Here is a 21,158-nt window from a genome sequence, read left to right as displayed (position 1 = left end):
AGTCGACATTAGAATACTTTTTCTGAAAGTCGACTCTGTTTCATTGTAAATCATTCGATTTTGTTTATGTTTTTAAATTTAAATACTTTCTAATTCTAGCAACATCTAATGAATATTCGATAACTATTTGCTGTATTGGCAAAATAACTGTTTCCGGATATAAATGTGCATACTGTAAAGTTTCTGCATACTTTTCTAATCTTTTTTCTAAATACTTTACAATTTGTTCAGGATGACTTACTAATAAAGACTTACAATAATAATGAATTTGTTCCTCAATCGCCGTATATTCCTCAATTTCAAATTCTTTATGCATTTGTACACCCCTTTATATTTTAATTACGTCTAATATTGACCATCTCAATTCGACATTCTTAATTTTTTGATTATTTAAACTATAACAAACTTATTGAGTCAAATTTTGTTACTTTATGTAGCGAGGAGAAAATTTAACAAAATTGTAATGAAAACTTGTACTGAAGAAAAATTAACTTTAAATTATTCCCCTGAACAAAAAAGCCGTACAGATTAATTTAACTGCACGACTACAATCTCGGGTCTATTAAAGATTCTTTGCGGAATGATACTATTACCTAATCCTCTACTAACTATCATTGATGTATTTTGTTTTTCATATAAACCCGCTGTATATTTAGGTAATATACCTTGATTAGGAGCAACCAACCCACCTATAAATGGTAGTCTTACTTGTCCGCCATGGGCATGCCCAGATAAAACTAAATCTATTTTTTCCTCAGTATACACATTTAAAAATTCAGGTCTATGAGAAAGTAATACCTTATATCCATCTGGATTTACTTCATTTTTTGCTTTAGCAATCTCATTTTTCACTATAGATCCTTCATTATGATTTCCACTAGTAAACTCAGGATCATCTATACCTAACAAATATATTTCCTGTCCGTCTTTTTGAATGTTTATATGTTCATTTCTTAAAACAGTGACATGATGCTTCTTCAATTCTGTCTCTAAACTGTTATATTGCCCTGACCACTTTTCATGATTCCCTGTCACAAAATATACCGGATACTCCTTTACAAGCTCTCGTACTACTTGCAAACTACCTTCTGCATCGTACGATTTACTATCTATTAAATCACCCGTTATAGTAATAATGTCCGGTTGAATACTTTTTACTTTTTTAATTAACACGTCTTGATTATCACCAAACATTTTATTATGTAAGTCTGAAAGCTGGAGGATTTTAAAGCCTTTAAAAGAGGAGGGGATTTTACTAGATGTTATTTTAATTTCACTTACACTTATTAAATTGTTCTGCAAATATAAAAATATACTAATACCCGCTAATGTACCAATAATAAATATGATTCTATTAATATTTTTTTTCATAGTTTCTCCTAAAAGGTTTTCACTAATTTAACATATAGAATTATTTCTCTAATTATTTTCAGCACCAAAATCCATAACTATTTCCTTACTACTTTATTTCCTTAACTTGTATTAATCTGCTTTCCATAACGATAACACAAAAATCGAGTCCGGATCACCATAACATTGGAACCTTGAATGGCTTCGTATGTCTTCCTGTTATATATTTGTACTTACTTTCGATATTAACGCTAATGTAACCCTAATAGAAAAAGAATCGGTCATTTCAACTTATAGACATGCCCTTTTATTAAAAAATTTTCACGAGCATGATGCTTCGATAAAAAACAAAAAGGACCGTATTCCAGTCCTCTTTCTATTTTAATGTTATCAATTTAAAAATCTTCAGCATACGCATTTTAATAAAGTCTCAACCTGTCTTGTTAGTTTAGTAGGCATTTAGCTTTTTTCTCTTCCCTTATATTTATTATCTCCGAATCTGTCCATTCCCACGAATCATATATTTTGTGGAAGTCAATGCAGGAAGCCCCATTGGTCCCCTTACGTGTAGCTTTTGCGTACTGATGCCGATTTCTGCGCCGAAGCCGAATTCAAAACCATCAGTAAAGCGTGTCGAAGCATTATGGTAGAGTGCCGCAGCATCGACGGATGTGAAAAACTTGCTAACGTTTTCTTCACTCTCTGTAATAATCGCTTCAGAATGCATGGATCCATAAGTATTGATATGATTAATCGCTTCTTCAGCAGAGGAAACTATTTTGACTGCTAGCGTGAGAGATAAAAATTCTGTCCCCCAGTCTGCTTCTATAGCGGGTACAATAGAAGCATCAATTGCTAATACTTTATTATCTCCACGTAGTTCTACTCCTCTTTCCTTTAACGAAGAAAACAGTTCGTTACCAAATCGGTGCCCCCAATTTTCATGAAGTATAATCGTTTCAATTGCATTACATACAGATGGACGCTGCGTTTTGGCGTTTATGATAATATCAAATGCCATTTGTTTATCTGCAGTTTCATCAATAAAAATGTGACAATTCCCTGCACCAGTTTCCAATACCGGAACAGATGCTTCTCTCACTACAGTATCGATTAACTGTTTACCACCTCTTGGGATAAGAACATCCAAGTATTCGTTTAGTGTAAACAGTTGCTTTGCACTATCACGTGACGTATCTTCTATAAGTTGTACGCATTCTGAAGGCAAACTCGTTTGTTTAAGCGCTCGGTGAATAACAGCCACGATGGCTTTGTTAGAATACGTAGCGGAAGAACTACCACGTAAGATCACTGCATTTCCTGTTTTTAAGCAAATCGTGGCCGCATCCACTGTCACGTTTGGGCGCGCCTCGTAAATCATCCCGACAACACCTAGTGGCACGCGCATCTCCTGAATAGATAAACCATTTTCCAGTTCCCATGCACTTACACATTCTCCAACAGGATCACGCAAATCAATCAGTTGCTTAATACCTTCTGTCATATCAATAATACGTTGCTCATTCAGCATAAGGCGATCAAGGAGAGAAGCAGACAATCCTTTTTCCTTCCCTTCCTCAATATCTCGTTTGTTCTCCTCTAAAATATATGCGGTTTCTAATATCAATTGATCAGCAATCGCGATAAGTGCTTCGTTTTTTTGATCTGTAGATTTTAGTACAAGTTCTCTAGCGATCTTCTTCGCTATTTGTCCCTTTGCCAACACTTCATTCATTTTCATTTCCTCCTTCTTTAAGATTCAGATGAGTCTACTCTATTCTTAAAATGAAACCCAATTATCTCTATGGATGACTTCATAGCTATGCCTTTCACCTCGAACTTGAATGTCTTGGCTCTGCATACCTTTTAGATCTTTTATTTCCTCTGCACTATATCTGCATTGACCTTTCCCTATTACACGCCCTTGTTGCGTTACGACCTCCACAACTTCTCCTGCTTGGAAGAACCCGGACACACTAGTAACACCAGCAGGAAGAAGACTCTTTCCATGCTGAATGATAGCAGCAGCAGCTCCAGCATCCACTTCGATTTGTCCGCTAACAAGTGAATGTAACGCAATCCACTGCTTATTCATCTTAATCGCTTTTGGAGGAGCATTACCGATATACGTTCCATCACCTTTCCCCTTCAAAACATCTAAAAACTTCTCATGTCCACGACCTGCTCCGATAAATACACTCACACCAAGAGAAAGTGCTGTTTTTGCAGCATCGATTTTCGATTTCATACCGCCAGTTCCCAGTTTTGATCCAGCATCACCAGCAAGAGAAGCGATTTCTTCCGTAACCTCAGGGAGGAAATAATATTTTTTCGCATTTGCATTATTCTGGGGATTCTGGTCATATAAACCGTTCACATCTGTAAAAATCATGAGCATATCCGCCGAAACAAGTCCGCTTACTAAAGCAGACAGCATATCGTTATCACCAAACGTCAACTCCTCTAAAGAAATAGAATCATTTTCATTAATTATAGGAAGAGCGGAACGGTTTAGTAGCTCCCCTAAAGTGGCATAAGCATTACTGTATTGTTCTTTTCTTGAAAAATCACTTCTTGTTAGTAAAAGTTGCGCGGTAACGATATCATATTTACGGAATTCCTCCGTGTATGCCTGCATTAACAAACTTTGCCCGACAGCCGCAGCAGCCTGTTTACCTTTAATTGTTACTGGCCTGTTAGGGTACCCTAGAGCAGAAAAACCTGCAGCGACGGCCCCAGATGTAATTAACAAAACTTCATGCCCTTCCTCTTTCAATCGAGCCAATGCGGCAACATGATCTAAAAGTTGTTCTTTAGAAATGCCTCCATGACTATCTGCTAGAGAGCTACTCCCAATCTTTACAACAATTCGTTGTTTTTTCACTTTTGTATCCCCCAAGTCTAAAATCAAAGTTTTTTATAAATTACACTTCTATTCATACAGCTTGCAGCGATTTCTATTCTCACCAATGCCGCACCTAGCCTATTAAAGAGCAAAATAAAAATGACCGCTTCGCCCTTAATAAAATAAAAAGGACGAAACGGTCATTGTTCCGCGGTACCACCTTAATTGATATACATAGATATCCACTTGGCGCCTATAACGCAGGCGTACGCCTAAACTTTCATTTAAGACTCAGGGATAGGTTCGATACATTCTATACGAGGAATCTTTCAGCCGGTGAATTCCACTCTCTTTCGTAAGAAGACATATGTACTAATTCCCTTCAACGATTTTCGATCTAATTTTTTTATATTATGCGATATTGTTTGTTTTTGTGTCAAGAGATATTTTGAAAAATTATTAGAGCGACAAGTTTTTAGTATAAAATTATGAACATCACCATTTCTTAAAAATGTGGATTTAACTATACCTTATCGATTATTAATCAACTTACAGCTTTTTAGCCTGCAACACATAGAGCTAGTTATGTTACAAATCCTAAAACTTCTCCTAATTCCTTATGCGAATAATAGAATGTTTTGCTATTATCAAACATGATTTTTGATGTTATCAAGTGTAGACAATACAAAACATTAAATTATACTGCATGTACTTATATAGTTTCAAATAAAATTATTATCTTTATTTTTAGTATTGCAAAAAGGACTACACTCTCTTAAAATATTTCTTTATATTGTATGGGATATTATTTAACTTTTTCAGAATAATATTTTAAAACCGATAAAATTGATTATAAAAGGAGCCAGATAGAGTTATTATGGACAAACAAATTGGATTCATCGGATGCGGAAATATGGGGATGGCTATGATTGGCGGAATGATAAACGAAAATATAGTGTCTGCAGAAAAAATAATTTGTTCAGACGTAAACGTTACTAATTTAAAAAATGCTAGCGAAAAATATGGCGTAACTATAACTTCTAAAAACAATGCAGTAGCTAAAAATGCTGATATTTTAATTTTGTCAATTAAGCCAGACTTATACTTATCAGTAATTAACGAAATAAAAGACCAAATAAATGGCGATGTAATAATCGTAACTATCGCTGCTGGAAAAAGCATTATGAGTACTGAGGATGCTTTTGGTAGAAAGTTAAAGATTGTAAGAGTAATGCCTAATACACCAGCTCTTGTTGGCGAAGGAATGTCTGCATTATGCCCTAATGAACTGGTTACAGAAAAAGATTTAGAAGATATATTAAACATTTTTAATAGTTTTGGTCAAACAGAGATAGTAAATGAAAAATTAATGGATGTTGTAACTTCTGTAAGTGGTTCGTCGCCAGCCTATGTATATATGTTTATAGAAGCCATGGCAGATGCTGCTGTATTGGAAGGAATGCCAAGGGATCAAGCATATAAATTCGCAGCCCAGGCTGTATTAGGTTCTGCAAAAATGGTACTAGAGACAGGAATACATCCGGGTGCATTGAAAGATATGGTTTGTTCTCCAGGTGGAACGACTATAGAAGCTGTAGCAACATTAGAAGAAAAAGGTTTAAGAACAGCCATCATTTCAGCTATGAAGCGTTGTACTCAAAAATCTGTTGAACTATCTAGTCTAACGAAAAACAATTAAAATAAAATTTACCAATTGCGTATGCCTTAATTAAGTTGTATACCATATTCACATTTGGTTTAGATAATCCTCATTATAAGTAGTAAATAAAACGGACGAATTCATACTTTCTTGAATTTGTCCGTTTTATTATTTATTATTCTTAAATAATTTCATACTATTTGTTCCCCTCTAGTCTTCCCCACTTTTCCCCCGCATAAGACTTTGTATAAAATTAGGTAAAGAAATGAGAAAACTGAGAGTTTATTACCTAAGAGCATTGATTACAACTTTAGCTGCCTCTGCAATTAGTTGGTTATCATAGGTGTCCTCTTTTTCATCTTTACTGGATAAAATTGCGATGATAATAGGTGCTTTATTCGGCGGCCAAACGATAGCAATATCATTTCTTGTCCCATAACTTCCAGCTCCTGATTTATCTCCAACTACCCAGTCAGTTGGTACGCCTGCACGAATAAGTTTGTCTCCTGTGGCATTGCCTTTCATCCACTCTGTAAGAATGTTACGTTTATGAGCTGGAAGCGCATTTCCGACCGTAAAAGCCTTGAGATTTGTAGCAATTGCTTTTGCTGTACTAGTGTCACGGATGTCTCCTGGAATAGCTTCGTTTAACTCTGCCTCAAAGCGATCAGCCATAGTAACCCGATCACTCATCTGTCTAAGTGCCTTTTCATATCCCTTAGGGCCGCCTATTTTATTTAATAAAATATTCCCTGCAGTATTATCACTGGAACGAACAGCGGCCTCAACAATTTCTCCTAATGTCATTCCACTATCTACATGTTTCTCTGTAACGGGTGAATATTCAACTAAATCATCTTTCGTATAGTTGATGACTTCATTTAATTTATCAATTGAGTTTTGCTGTAGCAATACCCCTGCCGCTAAGGCCTTATAGGTTGATGCATAGGCAAATCTTTCGTTAGGTCGATAAGAAATTGTTCGATTTGTACCAGTATCAATAGCATACACACCTAATCGAGCATCAAATTTTTTCTCAAGTTGAGAGAATTCTTTATACGTCGCATGATTATTATGTTTAACTGGTCCTGTCTTTTCTTTCGCTTCAACTTGCAATGCCCCTCCTGTAAAAGTTCCTAAGCTTGTAAGACCTAAGCCTAATATGCCAGCACAGATCCCTATTATTTGCATCCTCTTGTTTTTCAAAATCATCATTCCTTTCAAATTTTCAATACACTGTATCCAATTTGAACACCTGTTTTTATACGTACACATAATAGACCAACTAGGAAACAAGTTTGTTCCATAAATTTAAAACCTTTTTAACTAGTAGCCAAGATATTAACAAAAATAAGAGATAGCAACTATGTTAGCTGCTATCTCTTATCTTAAATCTTCCTTTTTATTTAACTTATTAAGGTTTTTATATAAACAGGGGCTCTTTCCCTGAGAAAAGTGCACATATTGTTCTAATTTTGATTCGAACTAACTGTACTAGCAGCTTCACCATGTATACGTTGCTGTTTTAAATCAAAGTATGCATCTAAAACTTCCTTTCCAATTATAGAATTAATTCCATTTTTATCATCATGAAGCCATGGGACTACTACAGAAAATGCTACTTCTGGATTATCATATGGAGCATATCCAACTAATGTTAAGTTATAACATTCCATACGTTCTCCTTTTGCATTTCTACCAATAGGATCATCTCCACCATATACAGTTTGAGCTGTCCCTGTCTTTCCTGCTGGTTTATATGGAGCATTTTTGAAATACTTCACTCCAGTTCCATCACCTTCTTGGAATACCCATCTAAAGCCTTCTTTTATCCGATCAATATGTTCTTTCTTCATATCAACTCGATTTAATACGACAGGCTCTATAGAGCGTATAACTTTGCCAACCTCTTCTTCTTTTATTGATTGTTCTCGTATTTCTTGTACAATTTGGGGCTGCATACGATATCCACCATTTGCAATCGTTGAAATATATTGTGCCAATTGCAATGGCGTATACGTATCATACTGACCGATAGAAAAATCTAATAAAAAACCAGGTTGACTATCTACTTTTCTCGTTTGTCCAATTATTTCATTCGGTAAATCAATACCTGTTGGGACGCCTAAACCAAATTGCTTAAAATAATAGCGCATCGTATCAAATGCTTCTTGTTTAATATCCAACGAACCATTTGGTACGTAATTAACTCCCGCAATTTTTAAAGCTGTCTGGAACATGTATACATTCGAAGAAACTTGTAAAGCTCTTAAATCGTTAATATTACCAAAACCAGATACGTTCCACGATTTCTTAGCTTGTGTACCTTTAAATTTCATCGGTGCATCATAAAATTGATCTCCTGGATGTATTGCCCCTGTCTCATATCCAGTTAATAAAGTAGCACCTTTTACAGCTGACCCTAGCTCATACGAAGTTGTCATGTTACCTAATGCCAAATCCTCAATCTCTATTTTCCCTTCTTTTTCTACAATCTTTTTGCCTGCCATAGATAAAATCTGCCCATTATTTGGATTCGTCATGACGACAAAAGCTCGGTCCAACAGTGGCTCTGAACTCTTAAAAGCTCTCAAATTTTTCTCAATACTTTCTTCCACTTTTTTTTGTAATTCCATATCAATCGTTAATGTTAAACTATTACCACTTTTTCCTTTAGAGATTATTTCTGCGCTAACAATGTTTCCTGATTTATCAGTAATGTTTTTCACTTCTTCTTTTGTGCCGTGTAACACATCTTCATATCGTTGTTCAATATAACTTTTTCCTACACGATCATTACGGTTATATCCACGTACCAAATAAGAATCTAAGTTTTCTTTCGGTAATCCTTCTTCACTACTTGTAATATTACCTAACACGGAACGAAATAAATTACCATTTACATAATTCCGTTCCCAATCAACTGTTGCATCTACTCCTGGAAACTCCGCAAGGTTTTCACTTATGCGCGCATACTCTTGATCTGTTACATCTTTTTTAATAATTTGTGGTGTCAGTTGATAACCTGAACTCATTTTACTTTTAATAGCTAACACCTTTAAGTCTTGTGCTGTTAATTCTGCCAATTCCACTTCTGTCACACGACTTCGTCTTAAATCTTCAATCTTTTTGTCTAGCTCTTTTCCCTCTATTCCCTTTTCTTTAAACTTTCCTATGTCTTTTTTAGTAATCTTTGATTCCGCACGTTTTGTATTCAATTGCATCCAGAAATCTTTTTTATCGATATCAGTTAATTTATTTATATCTTGCTCAGGCATTTCAAGTACTATTGCCAAGTCTTTTGCTGTTTTTAAAATGTCTTTACTCGTTATCCCCTTCACCCTTGTATACGTAATCGTACGAAGAGATTGATTATTAACAACCATTTTTCCTTCTCGATCTAGAATTTGTCCACGTGGAACCGGAATACTAGTTTTTTCATTTTGACTGTTTTCCACTTGGTTCTTATAAGCCTCTCCTTCAACAATTTGTACCTTTCCTAGCTGCATAATAATAGCCGAGAATAGCAGAAAGATGCAAAGGAACATTATATTTAATCGAATAGATATATATGTTTTCTGCTTATTTCCTTTTTGTTTTATCATAAATCCTCCATATAATTCTTCTGAGAATTGCTTCTAATACTTAGTAAATACAAAAAGCGTTCCCTATATATTAGATACCGCTGGCCGGTTATAAATATCGTCTCAACTTTTTTGCTAAATCCTTGTAAGCATCCATTCCTTTTGGTTTAGCCGGGTAATTAATAAATCTCCCTTCCTGTTATTTTTTTGTCGCTTGCATTAGAAATGCTAAACTGTATAATGACTCATATTAAACTTACACGTAGACTTACTATTAATTTTTCATACTGATTGTTCCTTTCTGACTGCTGTAATACTTAATAGACAACCTAAACAATAAAGTTGTTCCACATTTACAAAAAAAATAATTAACTATAAGATGAAATAAGCTAAAAAAGGGAGGGTTTTATGTTACATAAAAAAATAAAAAGATGGAGATTTTTTGCGATTCTTTCTTTTGTAGGTTTGATTTTACTAATTTTATTAAAAATCAACTTCATTTCAATTACTATCGCAACTTCTTCAGCTGAAAGAGGAAAAATTTTTGATCAAAATGGTGTAATACTAGCTACAAATAAGAAAGTTAAATCTCTATATTGCACTTCTAATGATGAAAAACTATCGAATCAAGATACATCAAACACATTAGCTTTTTTCAATCAATTTTCAAGCGAGTTTCAACATGACATTTCTGCAGAGGACATGAAATCACAATTACAACAATCTTGTAAAAAGCAGACTATGAATGATATACCGTTATACTCTGACATAAATGAGAGTGAACTTACATTCATAAACAAGAACAAACCCAATAATGTAATAATCAAAGATGAATGGATTCGATATTATCCAAAGCACGAAATTGCTTCACAAGTAATTGGTTATGTAGAAAATGACCTTAATTCTAAGTATGTACCTGTTGGTAAAAGTGGGATTGAGCTTCAATATGAAAATGATTTAAAAGGAAAACCAGAAAAAACTCTGATTTTTAAAATGAATAATAAAAAGTTCTTATGGAACATTCAAAAAGTACAAAAAGGAAAAGATGTCCGGCTAGCTTTAGATTCTAAGCTGCAGCAAAAAACAGAGGAAGCATTAAGATCTCAACTTAAGAAAATACCTGATGCTAATGCTGGTTATGCTGTAGTGACCGATGTAAAAACTGGTGCAATTTTAACTATGGCCAACTCAGCAGTTTTTGATCCAAATACATTACATACACATGTATCATCTAAAAAAGAAAACATCAAATCATTGTCGCAAAATAAAGCAATTCAAAAATTAAAGTATGGTGAATCTTATGTAAATATGGCCTCTACTATAAAGCCCCTTATTATTTTAATTGGATTAAACGAAAAGCTTTTTCAACCTGAAGATACTTATTTAGATAAAGGTACTTTTCAGTATGATAATCAAAATAACATTACGAATGCACCTGGAACGCCAACAGGTGAGATCACACCGAGTCAGGCTATCATTAATTCATCTAACACATTTATGACAGCAAAAGTAGCGCTACCCTTATTCAACCAAAATAATGGGAATATAGAAAAAGTAGCAAATATATGGACAGATTATTTAATGCAATTCGGCCTTCGTTCTAAAACTGGGATCGATTTACCCTTTGAAGAAGACGGAAAATATGAATTTCATCCATCTAATAAGTTTGAAAATGGAATCTCCGCTTTATTAAATGCTTCTTGGGGAGGAAATGAAGTGCACACTCCTCTTCAGCTTGCCCAATATGCAGCAACTTTTGCAAGTAAAGGTGATAAATATAAACCTCAAATCGTAAGTGCCATTATTGATCATGACGGTAATGATTCAAAAAAGTTTAAACCAATCTTAGAAAGTTCTAATCGATATCCGATGAAATTTTGGAGTGTCGTGCAAGGTGGGATGAGTCACAATATAGAGGAGATTAAAAACTTGCCCTTTGATGTCGCAGGTAAAACGGGTATAACAGGTTCACCGAATGAGCAAGAAAGAGTGATAAATCATTCTCTTTTCATTGCATATGCTCCTGCCAAAGATCCACAAATCGCCATTTCTGTTGTTATTCCTGGTGGTAATTCAGAAAAGAATAGTGCCGCTCTTGTTACAGCAGAAATTTTAGATTCCTGGGATACTCTTCAAAAAGAGAATAAAAATAAAGAGGAAGGTTCATTAAAGTGAACCTTCCTCTTTTACCATATAGATTCTATATTCGTTATTTTCCATATACCTTCATGATTCTTTTCGAACATGAAAGAATATTTAATATCAGTTAAAACATACTCTTTTTGTACATATCCAGTAGTATCACCGTTAATAGTCGATATTTTTATATATCCATCATTTTGCAATTTTTCCGGGATCCAAGCTTTTACCATATCATTAGATACTTCATACAAAACTTGTGATTCTAGTTTTGGTTCAGCTAAAATTTTCGTTTTGTTTCCAGTAACAGTTGCATATATAAAGTGTTCTTGATTTGATTGATTACTTTCTGTCGATCCACTTGGCACTTTGTAAACTTTCTTCGTATCATTCACAAATTCTCCCCCCATTGTAAGAGCGACTTGCAACTCATGAAAAATATCATCATCAATCTGTAATTCATCCTTCTTATACATAATCCCTTTAAATAGAACTTCATCATTTAACGCTCTATAAAGGTCATTTTCATTTTTTGAATTTGTACTTCGATATAAATCATTCATAAATTGTTTTAGTGAGGGATCTTGATCAGATTCATCTTTTGTTTTCGACTTAATTTGAGTACTACTTTGTACCGGTGATTTATTATCATCAAACCAAGGTTGTTGAACAATAAAAAATAACATTGTACAAACGAAAACAACTACAATAGGTAATGCTTTTTTACGAAACGGGCTTTTATGTTTTACAAAATCCCTTTCATTATTTTCGTATATAGACTGCTTAATTTTAAAAATAAATTCTTCTTCATCTTTACGATTCTCCATTGGACCTTTTTTTATTTTTCTATACCAGTCAGGATTTTGTTTATTGTTCATCACTACTACCCTCCCCTATTAATTTTGAAACCTTACTTCTCGCTCTACTTAATCTCGATTTTACAGTTCCAATGGATACTCCTAATGTTTCAGCCATTTCTTCATAAGATAATTCATATTTTGCGTCCAATATAATTATTTCACGGTGCTTTTTAGGTAGTTTTAATACAACCTTCCACACCTCATTCATTTCTTCTTGGTTAAAAAATTCTTGTTCTGCTGACAGGGATTGCTTATCGTCACTAAAAAATCCTATTAAAGATATCCTTTTAAAATAGGAGGATTTCAAATAGTTTATTGCCGTATTTCTTGTGATTTTTAATATCCACGTTTTAATAGATGACTCCTTTCGAAATGAATTCCAATTTTTAAACACCTTTATAAATACATCTTGCGTGATATCATCTGATAAGTGTGGATCTTTCGTAATAATAAATGAATAATTCCATACATCTTGCCAATAGTCTCTTATAACATAGTCCAGCTCATCATGATTACACTTTTCAATAAACGTCTGTTCCATTTCCACACCTCAAACTTATTTGAATAAACATAAAACTGCCCTCACTTTTATTATGGTTTCAATATATAGACAAGATACAAGTTTCATTTGTTCCATTGTTTATCTTTTTTCAGGCAGAATAATACTACTAAAAAACAAGTAAAGCATACAATGATAAAAATCCACTCATAAAAATCTGTTTTTTTGAATTTAACGTAACACTCCACTTGTCCATTTCAATTTGCTATACTCTTCTATTTACCATTAGCAATGCCAACTTTTCAGAAATGAAAATAAAGATAAGGTATCAATTTTCTAGAGTCGCAGCAAAAAAGCATTCTCGATTAGAAAGAATGCTTTTTTGAAATTTAATTGTTCTATATTTCCACCAGTTTATACCTTTGAGTTAAGCAAACATATAATAAAGTAAACTTTAATCAGCCCTCACCAATCGGACTTTTACGGGTAGCCCGACCCCCACCTAACTTCTTCGCTTTCGCTGAATTTTGAGATGGAGGTCTTACTGCCCGTTAATGCGGGATAAATTTAGTGAAAAAGTTCACCTTATAATTAAGTGTTATTTCTGAAATACATGTTTTACTTTTTCACCTGGAACGTTACTTCCTCCTCTTCCTTTTACATCTTCGATCATCATGGTAACAATCATGTCTGGCGCATTTGCATCAAAAGCTGCAAACCATCCAAGTTCTTTTCCGTCTGCTTCTTTCGACTCTTTCAGTTCTGCTGTACCAGTTTTACCAGCAAGAGTTACACCATCAACCTTAGCAATTCTCCCCGCGCCATCAGGGTCATTAATCACTTTTATTAATGCACTCTTTAATATCTCTTGATTCTTTTTAGAAACCACATTTTCTTTCCAATTCCCCGCTCCTGTTGCTTCTTTTAAAAGATGTGGCGACGGAATATTTCCTTCATTCACAATTGGCGCATATGTTAATGCTAAATGAAGTGGTGTCATTAATACTTGTCCTTGTCCGTATCCCGTGTCTGCTAGTTGAATATCATTTTTTATTCCATCTTTTGCAATTAATGAAATAGGAAATTCGTATTCGATTGGTAATTTTTCATGAAATCCGTATTTCTTAAATTCATTTACATACTGATCTTTTCGCATTTTCAAAGCTTGTTGAGCAAAATAAATATTATCAGAGTACTTCATTGCCTTATCAAAATCAACTGGACTAGCTTCCTTCACACGTGTTACATAATAATTTCCCCAAGATGAATCTTTTGTCCACTTTAATCCTTGAATTTTAAATTCTTCCTTAGGGTTTATTGTGTTTGTTTCCAAACCAATTGCACCTGTAATCGTTTTAAATACGGAACCTGGTACAAATGCTTGTGTGAAACGATTCATCATTGGCAGTTTCGAGTCGTTATTCCATGCTTCTCGTTGGGCTTTTGATGCTCCTCTAACTATTGTATTTGGATTATAAGCAGGGCTACTTACAAGTGCGATTGTTTCACCCGTTTTAGGATTGACCGCTGCACTAGATCCTGCTTCATTTTTCATCTCATTAAAGATTTTTTCTTGAATTGCAGCATCAATTGTTAACGTAACATTTTCCCCTTCTTTTGCTTCTTTTTTTGCTACGTTTTTAATCTCTTTCCCATTCTCATCTTCTATAAATACGCGTCCACCCTTTTCACCACGCAATTTATTCTCAAGTACTTTCTCTAAACCCGTCTTACCTACTAAATCATCTGCTTGATAACCTTTTTTTTGAAGCGATTTTAACTCCTCTGCATTCACCTTTCCTATATATCCAGTTAAGTGTGCGGCTGCTTCTCCTAATGGATACGTACGAATATTTACTGGGCGAGATGAAACCCCTTCTAATTCAATATAATCATTCTGTCTAGTTCCCTCTTTTAAAATACCAATTGGTACAAAGGAGTCTGGTTTTATCCATTTCGCTGCGAGCTTCTGATTGACCTCTTCTGTAGACATATCAAGTAATTGTGCTACTATTTCTTTTGTCTGCGCTGCCGTTTCACCTAGTTTCTCTGGAATAATTCCAACCTCAGTCGCTTTACCATTCGTTGCAAGCCCTTTTCCATTTCGATCATATATTTCTCCGCGTTTTCCTTGTTCTGTTTGCATACGGACTTTGTAATCTTTTTTCATACCTGGGAAAATGAAGTCTGGTGTCCAATCTATTTTCCAAGACTCCTTATCTTTATCTTTCACGAGTTTTGCTTCATGGATGAATGAAACAGTTCCTCCATCCGTATCCATATTAACTTCAAAAAGAAAAAGTTCTTTATCTTTCGTATTCTCTCCTTTCGTTTTGACTTTTAAATTCTTAACTCCAATACCATCATAGATTTTTTGATATTTCTCTGCGAAATCCTTTTTGGAAATCGTCTTTTTTGCATGTTCTGATAAATGATCATACATATTTGCAAACTTTTTATCATTCCATAAATTGATATATTCTTCAAATGCTTGTTTTGGCGGTTCATTTTTATTACATCCTACCAACATAACTGCAAAACAAAAGAAAAGCAGTATCCATAATTTTTTCAATTCAATCTTCTCCCTTAGTTAAAAATGTTTTAACGCTTAATAGACAGTGTAAGTTATAAAATTGTTCCATATTTACAAAAAGATTAAATTTATGGTTAAGCTGCATTCCGAGAGGGAAGATTTCAAGTTTCTTCCAAACATAAGGAGCGAATATATTTAGCGAACGTTATCATTATTAGTGTTGTTTTAACAATTTCATTTAAAATACCTTTTAGTTCATTTTCACCGATCTTATCTTTTTTTCTTTATAGATTTTTGATACAAAAAAAGAATCCTTATACTAAGGATTCTGCAACAGAAAATAACAAAAATATAAACAATAAAAAGAATTACTTAAAGTATAATTTATAAGCACTCTATATCCTTCTTTTTCGCACCAAAAACCCCTGTACAGCATGCGACAGGGGTTTAGGTCATTCTACAGCTTATTTAGAAGAGTCATGTACAGGCAAACTACTAAAAATCAATTCAGCAACTTTTACATATCCTTTTGAGTTTGGATGAATTAAATCCTTAGACCAAAGCGTATTATCATTAACTAAATGATGATTCCAAAAATCAACATGATGAAGCTTATACTCTCTGCTCAGTGAATGTATAACTTCATTTGCCTCTAATAATTGTTCTTTTATTACTTGTTTTTTTTCAGAAGCAAAAGGAAGCCTAACTGTAAAATCTGGAAGGTTTGCTATAATAATATCAGCCCCTGCTTTACTTAATGTATCTATCATAAATTCCATATCGTTCTTATATGCATCATGATTCCAACGTCCTTTTAAAACATCGTTTGCCCCTGCAATGAGACTAACCAAATCTGGATTAAAAGTTAAAGCCTTTTCCAATTGCTGCGAGCGAATTTCTTTAGTTACTAACCCACGCTTTGCAAAATTGGCATATTCTATATCGTTTTCACACAGTTGAACAAAATGATCTACCCAGCTTTTTAATGCAATTCCCTCAACTTCATCCCCTATCCCCTCTGTAAAACTATCACCAATTGCTACAAATCGCTTCCACATATGTATTCCCCCTTTATTATTAACCATATCTATACTATACAATAGCTCACACCGTATTGTTATTTCTAAGTGATTTTCGATTTCAATTATATTCCACTTTACTATATTTACATTTAGAATCCAAAATTGACCGATTCCTAAGTATACTTAGGAATCGGTCATATTCATATATTTACTAAAGAAATAAAATCTATCTAGGAATTATACTTTTTTCAAAAAATTTGTTGTTCTTTGTTTTGCCCAGTTGATACATTTCTTTTCGATTAAATGATATGAAACTATAGAAAAAAGTAGTGTCATTGCAATGCACAAAGTAAGAAGGAAAAAGATAGGTATCTTTGTATACAAAAGTTTAAATAGTACCATCATGATTGGAAAATGACACAAATAGATACTGTATGAAATTTCTCCTAAATATACAAATACACTCTTATTTAAAAATGCTTTTACTTTTAGGTTACTCATAGCCATTATAATAAATATACTAACCCCCATTACGACACCCCAATCTTTTAATAAGAAAGTTGTATCATTACGGGAAAAACCATAAATTAAAATGGAATATAAATATAGAATAATCCCTAATGCAATAAGAAATCCTTTTTTAAATTTTTTCATATTCCTATATGAGTAGATAAGTTTTTCCTGATACTTAAAAAGTAACATTCCAACCATAAACATAGATGTAAAATGCAGTGTATCAGCATAACCATTATAAAATCCTTCAGCTTTCCCAATATGCAACATATTAAGAACAACACTAATTAAAGAAAAGCTCAAAGCAAATAGTATCGTTTTCTTCCAATTCAGTTTATAAAAAAGAAGGAATAACAAAGGAAACACAATAGATATACGCATTTCTTGAGCCAATGACCAAATAACTGGATTATAATTTTCCGTAAAAAAGTTATTAAGAAGCACAAAGTGGTTTAGAATATCTAATTTTGTTATAGACCCTTGCCACCTATCATAGAACCAATCCCGTAGTCCTACCACTTCATACGACGAAAATAAAATAAATAAAACAAAGGTAACGATTATCCAAAAATAATAAGGAATATAGATTCTTACAAATCTCTTAATTAAATATCCCCAATAATTTGTTTTTGAATGATAAAGTGCCATAGATAACACAAAACCACTTAGTACATAAAAAACGATAACAGCTTCCCCACCCGCCCATAAAAACCTAAGCGGGGAAAATTTAATAGAATTAGGCAACGATGGTAGCATTAAACAAAAATGTCCAAATACCACAGTAAGTGCCGCTAACCCTCGTATGGAATCTAATTCTTTTATTCTCTTACTCATAAAATGTTCTCCTTGTAAATTGTAAATTTTGCTGTTCATAAAGGCCACTATGCGAATGTAGTGGGAGAATTGTACATATTGTTTCTTTAAATTCCTAATGTAAGCAGTACAAAGTTAATCTATGTATCTGTTTTAGGGAACTTTCGTATCTAGGCATAATTTATATAATAATAGAAAGAAAAAAGAAATTTCATTCTATAAAATCGTATTGTCGTTTAGAAAACATTTTAAAACTGTTTTCTAAACCCTCGTTATAGTCTGTCTGTTTATCTGTCCATTGAACCCCCTTATTTCCAGGCCACCCTGAGGTATTTGCAACATGTTTTAATAGCTCTGGCCCTTTTAAATTTTGCTGTAAACCACGGTTATACGCATTTATCATATTAGATATTGCAATTCGAGTATTGGTTTCTGCATTTTTCAAATCTTCATTCGTTAAATCTTTAGGTGCTAGTCCACCTCGATGAAGCTGAAACAATCCAAATGATGTGCCCTGATCTCCAACTGCATTTCGATCAAACTTACTTTCATGGAATGCAATAGATAAAGGAATCCATGGCGGTATACCATGCTCTATTGATATTTGTTGAATCGTGTCTCTTACTTTAGCTCGGTTCGTATGATGGTCATATACGGATTTCGCAAGATATATCCCTACTGTTAAAACCAAAATAAATACTCCGATTTTTATTAATGTCCCTCTCATCGACGTCACCTCACTTGTCAGTATCAAAGATTGTCTCTAGTAATCATATCTTTTGGGTATATTAACTCGTAATCGTGTATCATATGATTATTCTTGGTTTCATTAATTACCGATTTTCAAGTGAAATTATTAGGGAGCCCTCTATATGGTATATCCCATTAAAATCGTACTTTTTTCTCGAATACTTTGTTTTCTATTCGATTGAAATTAAAGAATAACTATATACAAAGGGATAAATGCTATAAAAAGATACTTAAACTTCTTTAAAAAATTCATTTTTTGGCCTCCATTTCTTTATATAATTAATTTAAAGCAAAATATTTAATAGAAAGAAAAGATTTTATTAAATTTTTATAAAATTTGATAACAGAAATAAGTACCAGGTATCAATTTTCATTTTCACTTGGTGGAATAATGAATGTTCTTTCATCATGTAACTTTATTAAACTAACCTTGCATCAGAACCCTTTAAATCGAAAGATTCATAATAAACGCCATCCTTTCTGTATATTTCTACAAAAAGAATAGCGTTTTTTGATTATATGGATACAAATTTATCTTAGCTTGATTGCAATACCAAAAGTTCCGAAGGACCAAATTTGAAAATTAATGTAATCTTCAATTCCAAGCTATCCACATAAAAATCTATAATACTTTGAAACTTTTTGTTTCAGACTAACATTTAGTTTCATCCCATAAAATTAGCTTTTTACTATATCAACCGCACTATCCCACATACCGCTAAAGAAAGATCCGATTTCGCGCATAAAACGTGTAAACCAATTTGCTTGTTCTACATCAGAGTTTGTTACAAGGTCTACTTGTAATGATTTACCTGATAAAAATCCAGGATCTGTACTATCTTTAGGCGAAATAATCATTTTACTAATTGTTACATCCTTTTTAATAGGCGCTTCTTGTTCTTTATTCGGTACTTTAAATTCTTTTTTATAAACGTCATTGTTGCCCTTTGGCATTGGAAGTGAAACAGCTTGCTTCGTTTGAACAACTACATCTTTGTCTTTTGCATTTGCTACTCGCACTGTTTCATGCCCTTTTACTACTGCATCTTTCCCATAAACTTTCTTCACTTCAAAATTCGCAAATCCATAATCATATAATTTCTTCGTCTCATCAAAACGTGCTGTATGAGAGTTTGCTTTTATCACTACAGAAATTAGGCGCATACCGTTTCTTTCTACTGTACCAGTGAAGCAATCACCAGCTTCTGGAGTAGTTCCTGTTTTCAACCCATCTACACCTTCGTATTGCTTAATTAAGCCTTGTAACATCATGTTAAAATTCACCATATCAATTGGATACTTGCCACCCTTTTGGAATGTTTTTTTGGGGATTTTTGCTGTATCTAATATTTTTGGGAAATCTTGAATGAGACGTTGCGCTAAAATCGCACAATCCCTTGCAGACATTTTATTTTTCTCGTCTGGAGTTGTTCCTTCTGGGTGATGTCCTTTTAAATCATGGTTTGTTAAACCTGTAGAGTTTACAAATTTATAATTTTTCATTCCAAACTCTTTTGACTTAGCGTTCATCATTTTTACGAAATTAACTTCTTTTCCAGCAATCTCTTCAACTAAAGCAATTGTTGCACCGTTTGCAGAGTAAATTGCCATTGCCTCATATAACTCTTTAACTGTATAAGAGCCACCATTTTCTAATGGAACGTTTGATAATGAGCGATCTTGCGAAATCTTATATGCATATTCAGAAATTTTAACTTTTTGATCCCATTTAAGTTTTCCTTTATCCACCGCTTCATGTACTAAGTATTCACTCATCATTTTTGTCATACTAGCAATTGCTAATGATTCATCTGCATTTTTTTCATATAAAATTTTCCCAGAATTTGCTTCTACTAAAATTGCTGATCCTGCTTCAACGTCTATAGCAGGAACTGTTTCCGCTGATGCTCTTCCAGATGTAACAACAATGCTACAAAATAGTGTAAGCACTGTTACTATTGCAATAAATCTCTTGCAAAACATACCTTTCACTTCTGTTACCTCCAATATCTTTGTACTCAAAAAAACGTTATTCTAACATAATCCCCCAAAAAATAGACAGTGTTCTCAAATTCTATATACATATAAGACGTTAGGATCGCTTTCATATAGACCATCTCATCAAACCCTTTTAGGGCACTGACACTTCGTATTCCCACACACATCCCTCTTTTTAATACCTTTGTATTTTTCAAAATGATCCGTACTTTCATATTTTTTAGGATTACAATTAATAGACAATCTAAATAATACATTTGTTCCACATTTACAAAAAATAAAGTGAAACTTTAATCAGTGGGGGTTTTGTTCATCCCCCATTGATTATCAGCCCACACCAATCGGGCTTTTACGGGCAGTTGATCCCCCACCTAACTTCTTCGCTTTCGCTGAATTTTGAGGTGGGGGCCTTACTGCCCGGCGAATAGCGGGATAAAACCAGTGTGTCCCGATTAAATATCGAGACACACTGGTAACCAAGCATACGTTTATTAGCTATCAAGGATTTTAATTATTCAATTCAGCTATTGCTAGACTCATACCAGAGATGAATTTTCTTTAGTCTAATCTATTATTTTTTTGTAATAAAAAA

15 protein-coding genes and 1 other annotated feature are annotated in these 21,158 nt (G+C 33.6%); of the genes, 2 read left to right on the top strand and 13 right to left on the bottom strand.

Features of this window, described 5'->3' with window-relative positions; genetic code table 11:
• Positions 1–64: 64 nt before the first annotated feature.
• The 4 genes from LUS72_RS12510 to proB form a co-directional block, all read right to left on the bottom strand.
• Positions 65–316, bottom strand: a complete 252-nt coding sequence (locus LUS72_RS12510; protein WP_071745955.1) for a hypothetical protein — start codon at positions 314–316, stop codon at positions 65–67.
• A 212-nt stretch (positions 317–528) separates the two neighbouring features.
• Positions 529–1,371: a metallophosphoesterase gene (locus LUS72_RS12505; protein ID WP_097829184.1), complete on the bottom strand. Its 843-nt coding sequence runs from the start codon at positions 1,369–1,371 to the stop codon at positions 529–531.
• A gap of 466 nt (positions 1,372–1,837) precedes the next feature.
• Positions 1,838–3,085 (bottom strand): glutamate-5-semialdehyde dehydrogenase, encoded by a 1,248-nt coding sequence (locus tag LUS72_RS12500; RefSeq protein WP_097829183.1) that lies wholly within the window; start codon positions 3,083–3,085, stop codon positions 1,838–1,840.
• Positions 3,086–3,130: 45 nt separating this feature from the next.
• Complete coding sequence (proB, locus tag LUS72_RS12495; protein WP_098361866.1) at positions 3,131–4,234, bottom strand: glutamate 5-kinase; 1,104 nt, start codon at positions 4,232–4,234, stop codon at positions 3,131–3,133.
• Positions 4,235–4,379: 145 nt separating this feature from the next.
• Positions 4,380–4,590 (bottom strand) — a binding site (T-box leader).
• Between the two features lie 482 nt (positions 4,591–5,072).
• On the opposite strand from proB, the gene proC reads away from it, so the two are divergent.
• Positions 5,073–5,894: a pyrroline-5-carboxylate reductase gene (gene proC / locus LUS72_RS12490; RefSeq protein ID WP_097829181.1), complete on the top strand. Its 822-nt coding sequence runs from the start codon at positions 5,073–5,075 to the stop codon at positions 5,892–5,894.
• 246 nt (positions 5,895–6,140) lie between these two features.
• On the opposite strand, the gene bla is transcribed toward proC, so the two are convergent.
• Both bla and LUS72_RS12480 read right to left on the bottom strand, forming a co-directional pair.
• Complete coding sequence (gene bla / locus LUS72_RS12485; protein WP_420720174.1) at positions 6,141–7,067, bottom strand: class A beta-lactamase Bla1; 927 nt, start codon at positions 7,065–7,067, stop codon at positions 6,141–6,143.
• A 257-nt stretch (positions 7,068–7,324) separates the two neighbouring features.
• Entirely contained in the window at positions 7,325–9,460 is a 2,136-nt protein-coding gene (locus LUS72_RS12480; RefSeq protein WP_097829179.1) for a peptidoglycan D,D-transpeptidase FtsI family protein, read from the bottom strand.
• Positions 9,461–9,847: 387 nt separating this feature from the next.
• Between LUS72_RS12480 and LUS72_RS12475 the strand changes: the two genes are divergently transcribed.
• Positions 9,848–11,614: a peptidoglycan D,D-transpeptidase FtsI family protein gene (locus LUS72_RS12475; RefSeq protein ID WP_264449001.1), complete on the top strand. Its 1,767-nt coding sequence runs from the start codon at positions 9,848–9,850 to the stop codon at positions 11,612–11,614.
• A gap of 11 nt (positions 11,615–11,625) precedes the next feature.
• On the opposite strand, the gene LUS72_RS12470 is transcribed toward LUS72_RS12475, so the two are convergent.
• The 7 genes from LUS72_RS12470 to LUS72_RS12440 all read right to left on the bottom strand — a co-directional run bounded on the left by LUS72_RS12470 (position 11,626) and on the right by LUS72_RS12440 (position 20,560).
• On the bottom strand, positions 11,626–12,456 hold the full coding sequence (locus tag LUS72_RS12470) for an SH3 domain-containing protein (RefSeq protein ID WP_264449000.1): 831 nt from the start codon (positions 12,454–12,456) through the stop codon (positions 11,626–11,628).
• The gene (locus tag LUS72_RS12465; RefSeq protein WP_141533582.1) at positions 12,446–12,979 is read right to left on the bottom strand and encodes an RNA polymerase sigma factor; all 534 of its coding nucleotides are present in this window, start codon (positions 12,977–12,979) and stop codon (positions 12,446–12,448) included. Before LUS72_RS12465 ends, LUS72_RS12470 begins: the two co-directional genes overlap by 11 nt.
• 556 nt (positions 12,980–13,535) lie before the next feature.
• A complete protein-coding gene (locus LUS72_RS12460; protein ID WP_097833452.1) occupies positions 13,536–15,509 on the bottom strand; it encodes a penicillin-binding transpeptidase domain-containing protein in 1,974 nt (657 codons plus the stop codon).
• Between the two features lie 425 nt (positions 15,510–15,934).
• Positions 15,935–16,528, bottom strand: coding sequence for an SGNH/GDSL hydrolase family protein (locus LUS72_RS12455; protein ID WP_141536808.1), 594 nt, complete (start codon positions 16,526–16,528; stop codon positions 15,935–15,937).
• Between the two features lie 201 nt (positions 16,529–16,729).
• A complete protein-coding gene (locus LUS72_RS12450) occupies positions 16,730–17,878 on the bottom strand; it encodes an acyltransferase family protein (RefSeq protein ID WP_080990780.1) in 1,149 nt (382 codons plus the stop codon).
• 151 nt (positions 17,879–18,029) lie between these two features.
• Entirely contained in the window at positions 18,030–18,545 is a 516-nt protein-coding gene (locus tag LUS72_RS12445) for a transglycosylase SLT domain-containing protein (protein ID WP_071772524.1), read from the bottom strand.
• Between the two features lie 701 nt (positions 18,546–19,246).
• Positions 19,247–20,560, bottom strand: coding sequence for a D-alanyl-D-alanine carboxypeptidase family protein (locus LUS72_RS12440; RefSeq protein WP_097833289.1), 1,314 nt, complete (start codon positions 20,558–20,560; stop codon positions 19,247–19,249).
• Positions 20,561–21,158: the final 598 nt, after the last annotated feature.

The organism is Bacillus cereus, from assembly GCF_025917685.1.
In the GTDB taxonomy this organism is placed as follows: Bacteria; Bacillota; Bacilli; order Bacillales; family Bacillaceae_G; genus Bacillus_A; species Bacillus_A cereus_AT.
Note: the sequence above shows the minus strand (reverse complement) of the source record. Positions and strands in the feature narration are given on the sequence as shown.

Bases quoted from the DNA above. Each gene is read 5' to 3' on its own strand.
- LUS72_RS12510 (WP_071745955.1), bottom strand. From the start codon at position 316: ATGCATAAAGAATTTGAAATTGAGGAATATACGGCGATTGAGGAACAA.
- LUS72_RS12505 (WP_097829184.1), bottom strand. From the start codon at position 1,371: ATGAAAAAAAATATTAATAGAATCATATTTATTATTGGTACATTAGCG.
- LUS72_RS12500 (WP_097829183.1), bottom strand. From the start codon at position 3,085: ATGAATGAAGTGTTGGCAAAGGGACAAATAGCGAAGAAGATCGCTAGA.
- proC (WP_097829181.1), top strand. From the start codon at position 5,073: ATGGACAAACAAATTGGATTCATCGGATGCGGAAATATGGGGATGGCT.
- bla (WP_420720174.1), bottom strand. From the start codon at position 7,067: ATGATTTTGAAAAACAAGAGGATGCAAATAATAGGGATCTGTGCTGGC.
- LUS72_RS12480 (WP_097829179.1), bottom strand. From the start codon at position 9,460: ATGATAAAACAAAAAGGAAATAAGCAGAAAACATATATATCTATTCGA.
- LUS72_RS12475 (WP_264449001.1), top strand. From the start codon at position 9,848: ATGTTACATAAAAAAATAAAAAGATGGAGATTTTTTGCGATTCTTTCT.
- LUS72_RS12470 (WP_264449000.1), bottom strand. From the start codon at position 12,456: ATGAACAATAAACAAAATCCTGACTGGTATAGAAAAATAAAAAAAGGT.
- LUS72_RS12465 (WP_141533582.1), bottom strand. From the start codon at position 12,979: ATGGAACAGACGTTTATTGAAAAGTGTAATCATGATGAGCTGGACTAT.
- LUS72_RS12455 (WP_141536808.1), bottom strand. From the start codon at position 16,528: ATGTGGAAGCGATTTGTAGCAATTGGTGATAGTTTTACAGAGGGGATA.
- LUS72_RS12450 (WP_080990780.1), bottom strand. From the start codon at position 17,878: ATGAACAGCAAAATTTACAATTTACAAGGAGAACATTTTATGAGTAAG.
- LUS72_RS12445 (WP_071772524.1), bottom strand. From the start codon at position 18,545: ATGAGAGGGACATTAATAAAAATCGGAGTATTTATTTTGGTTTTAACA.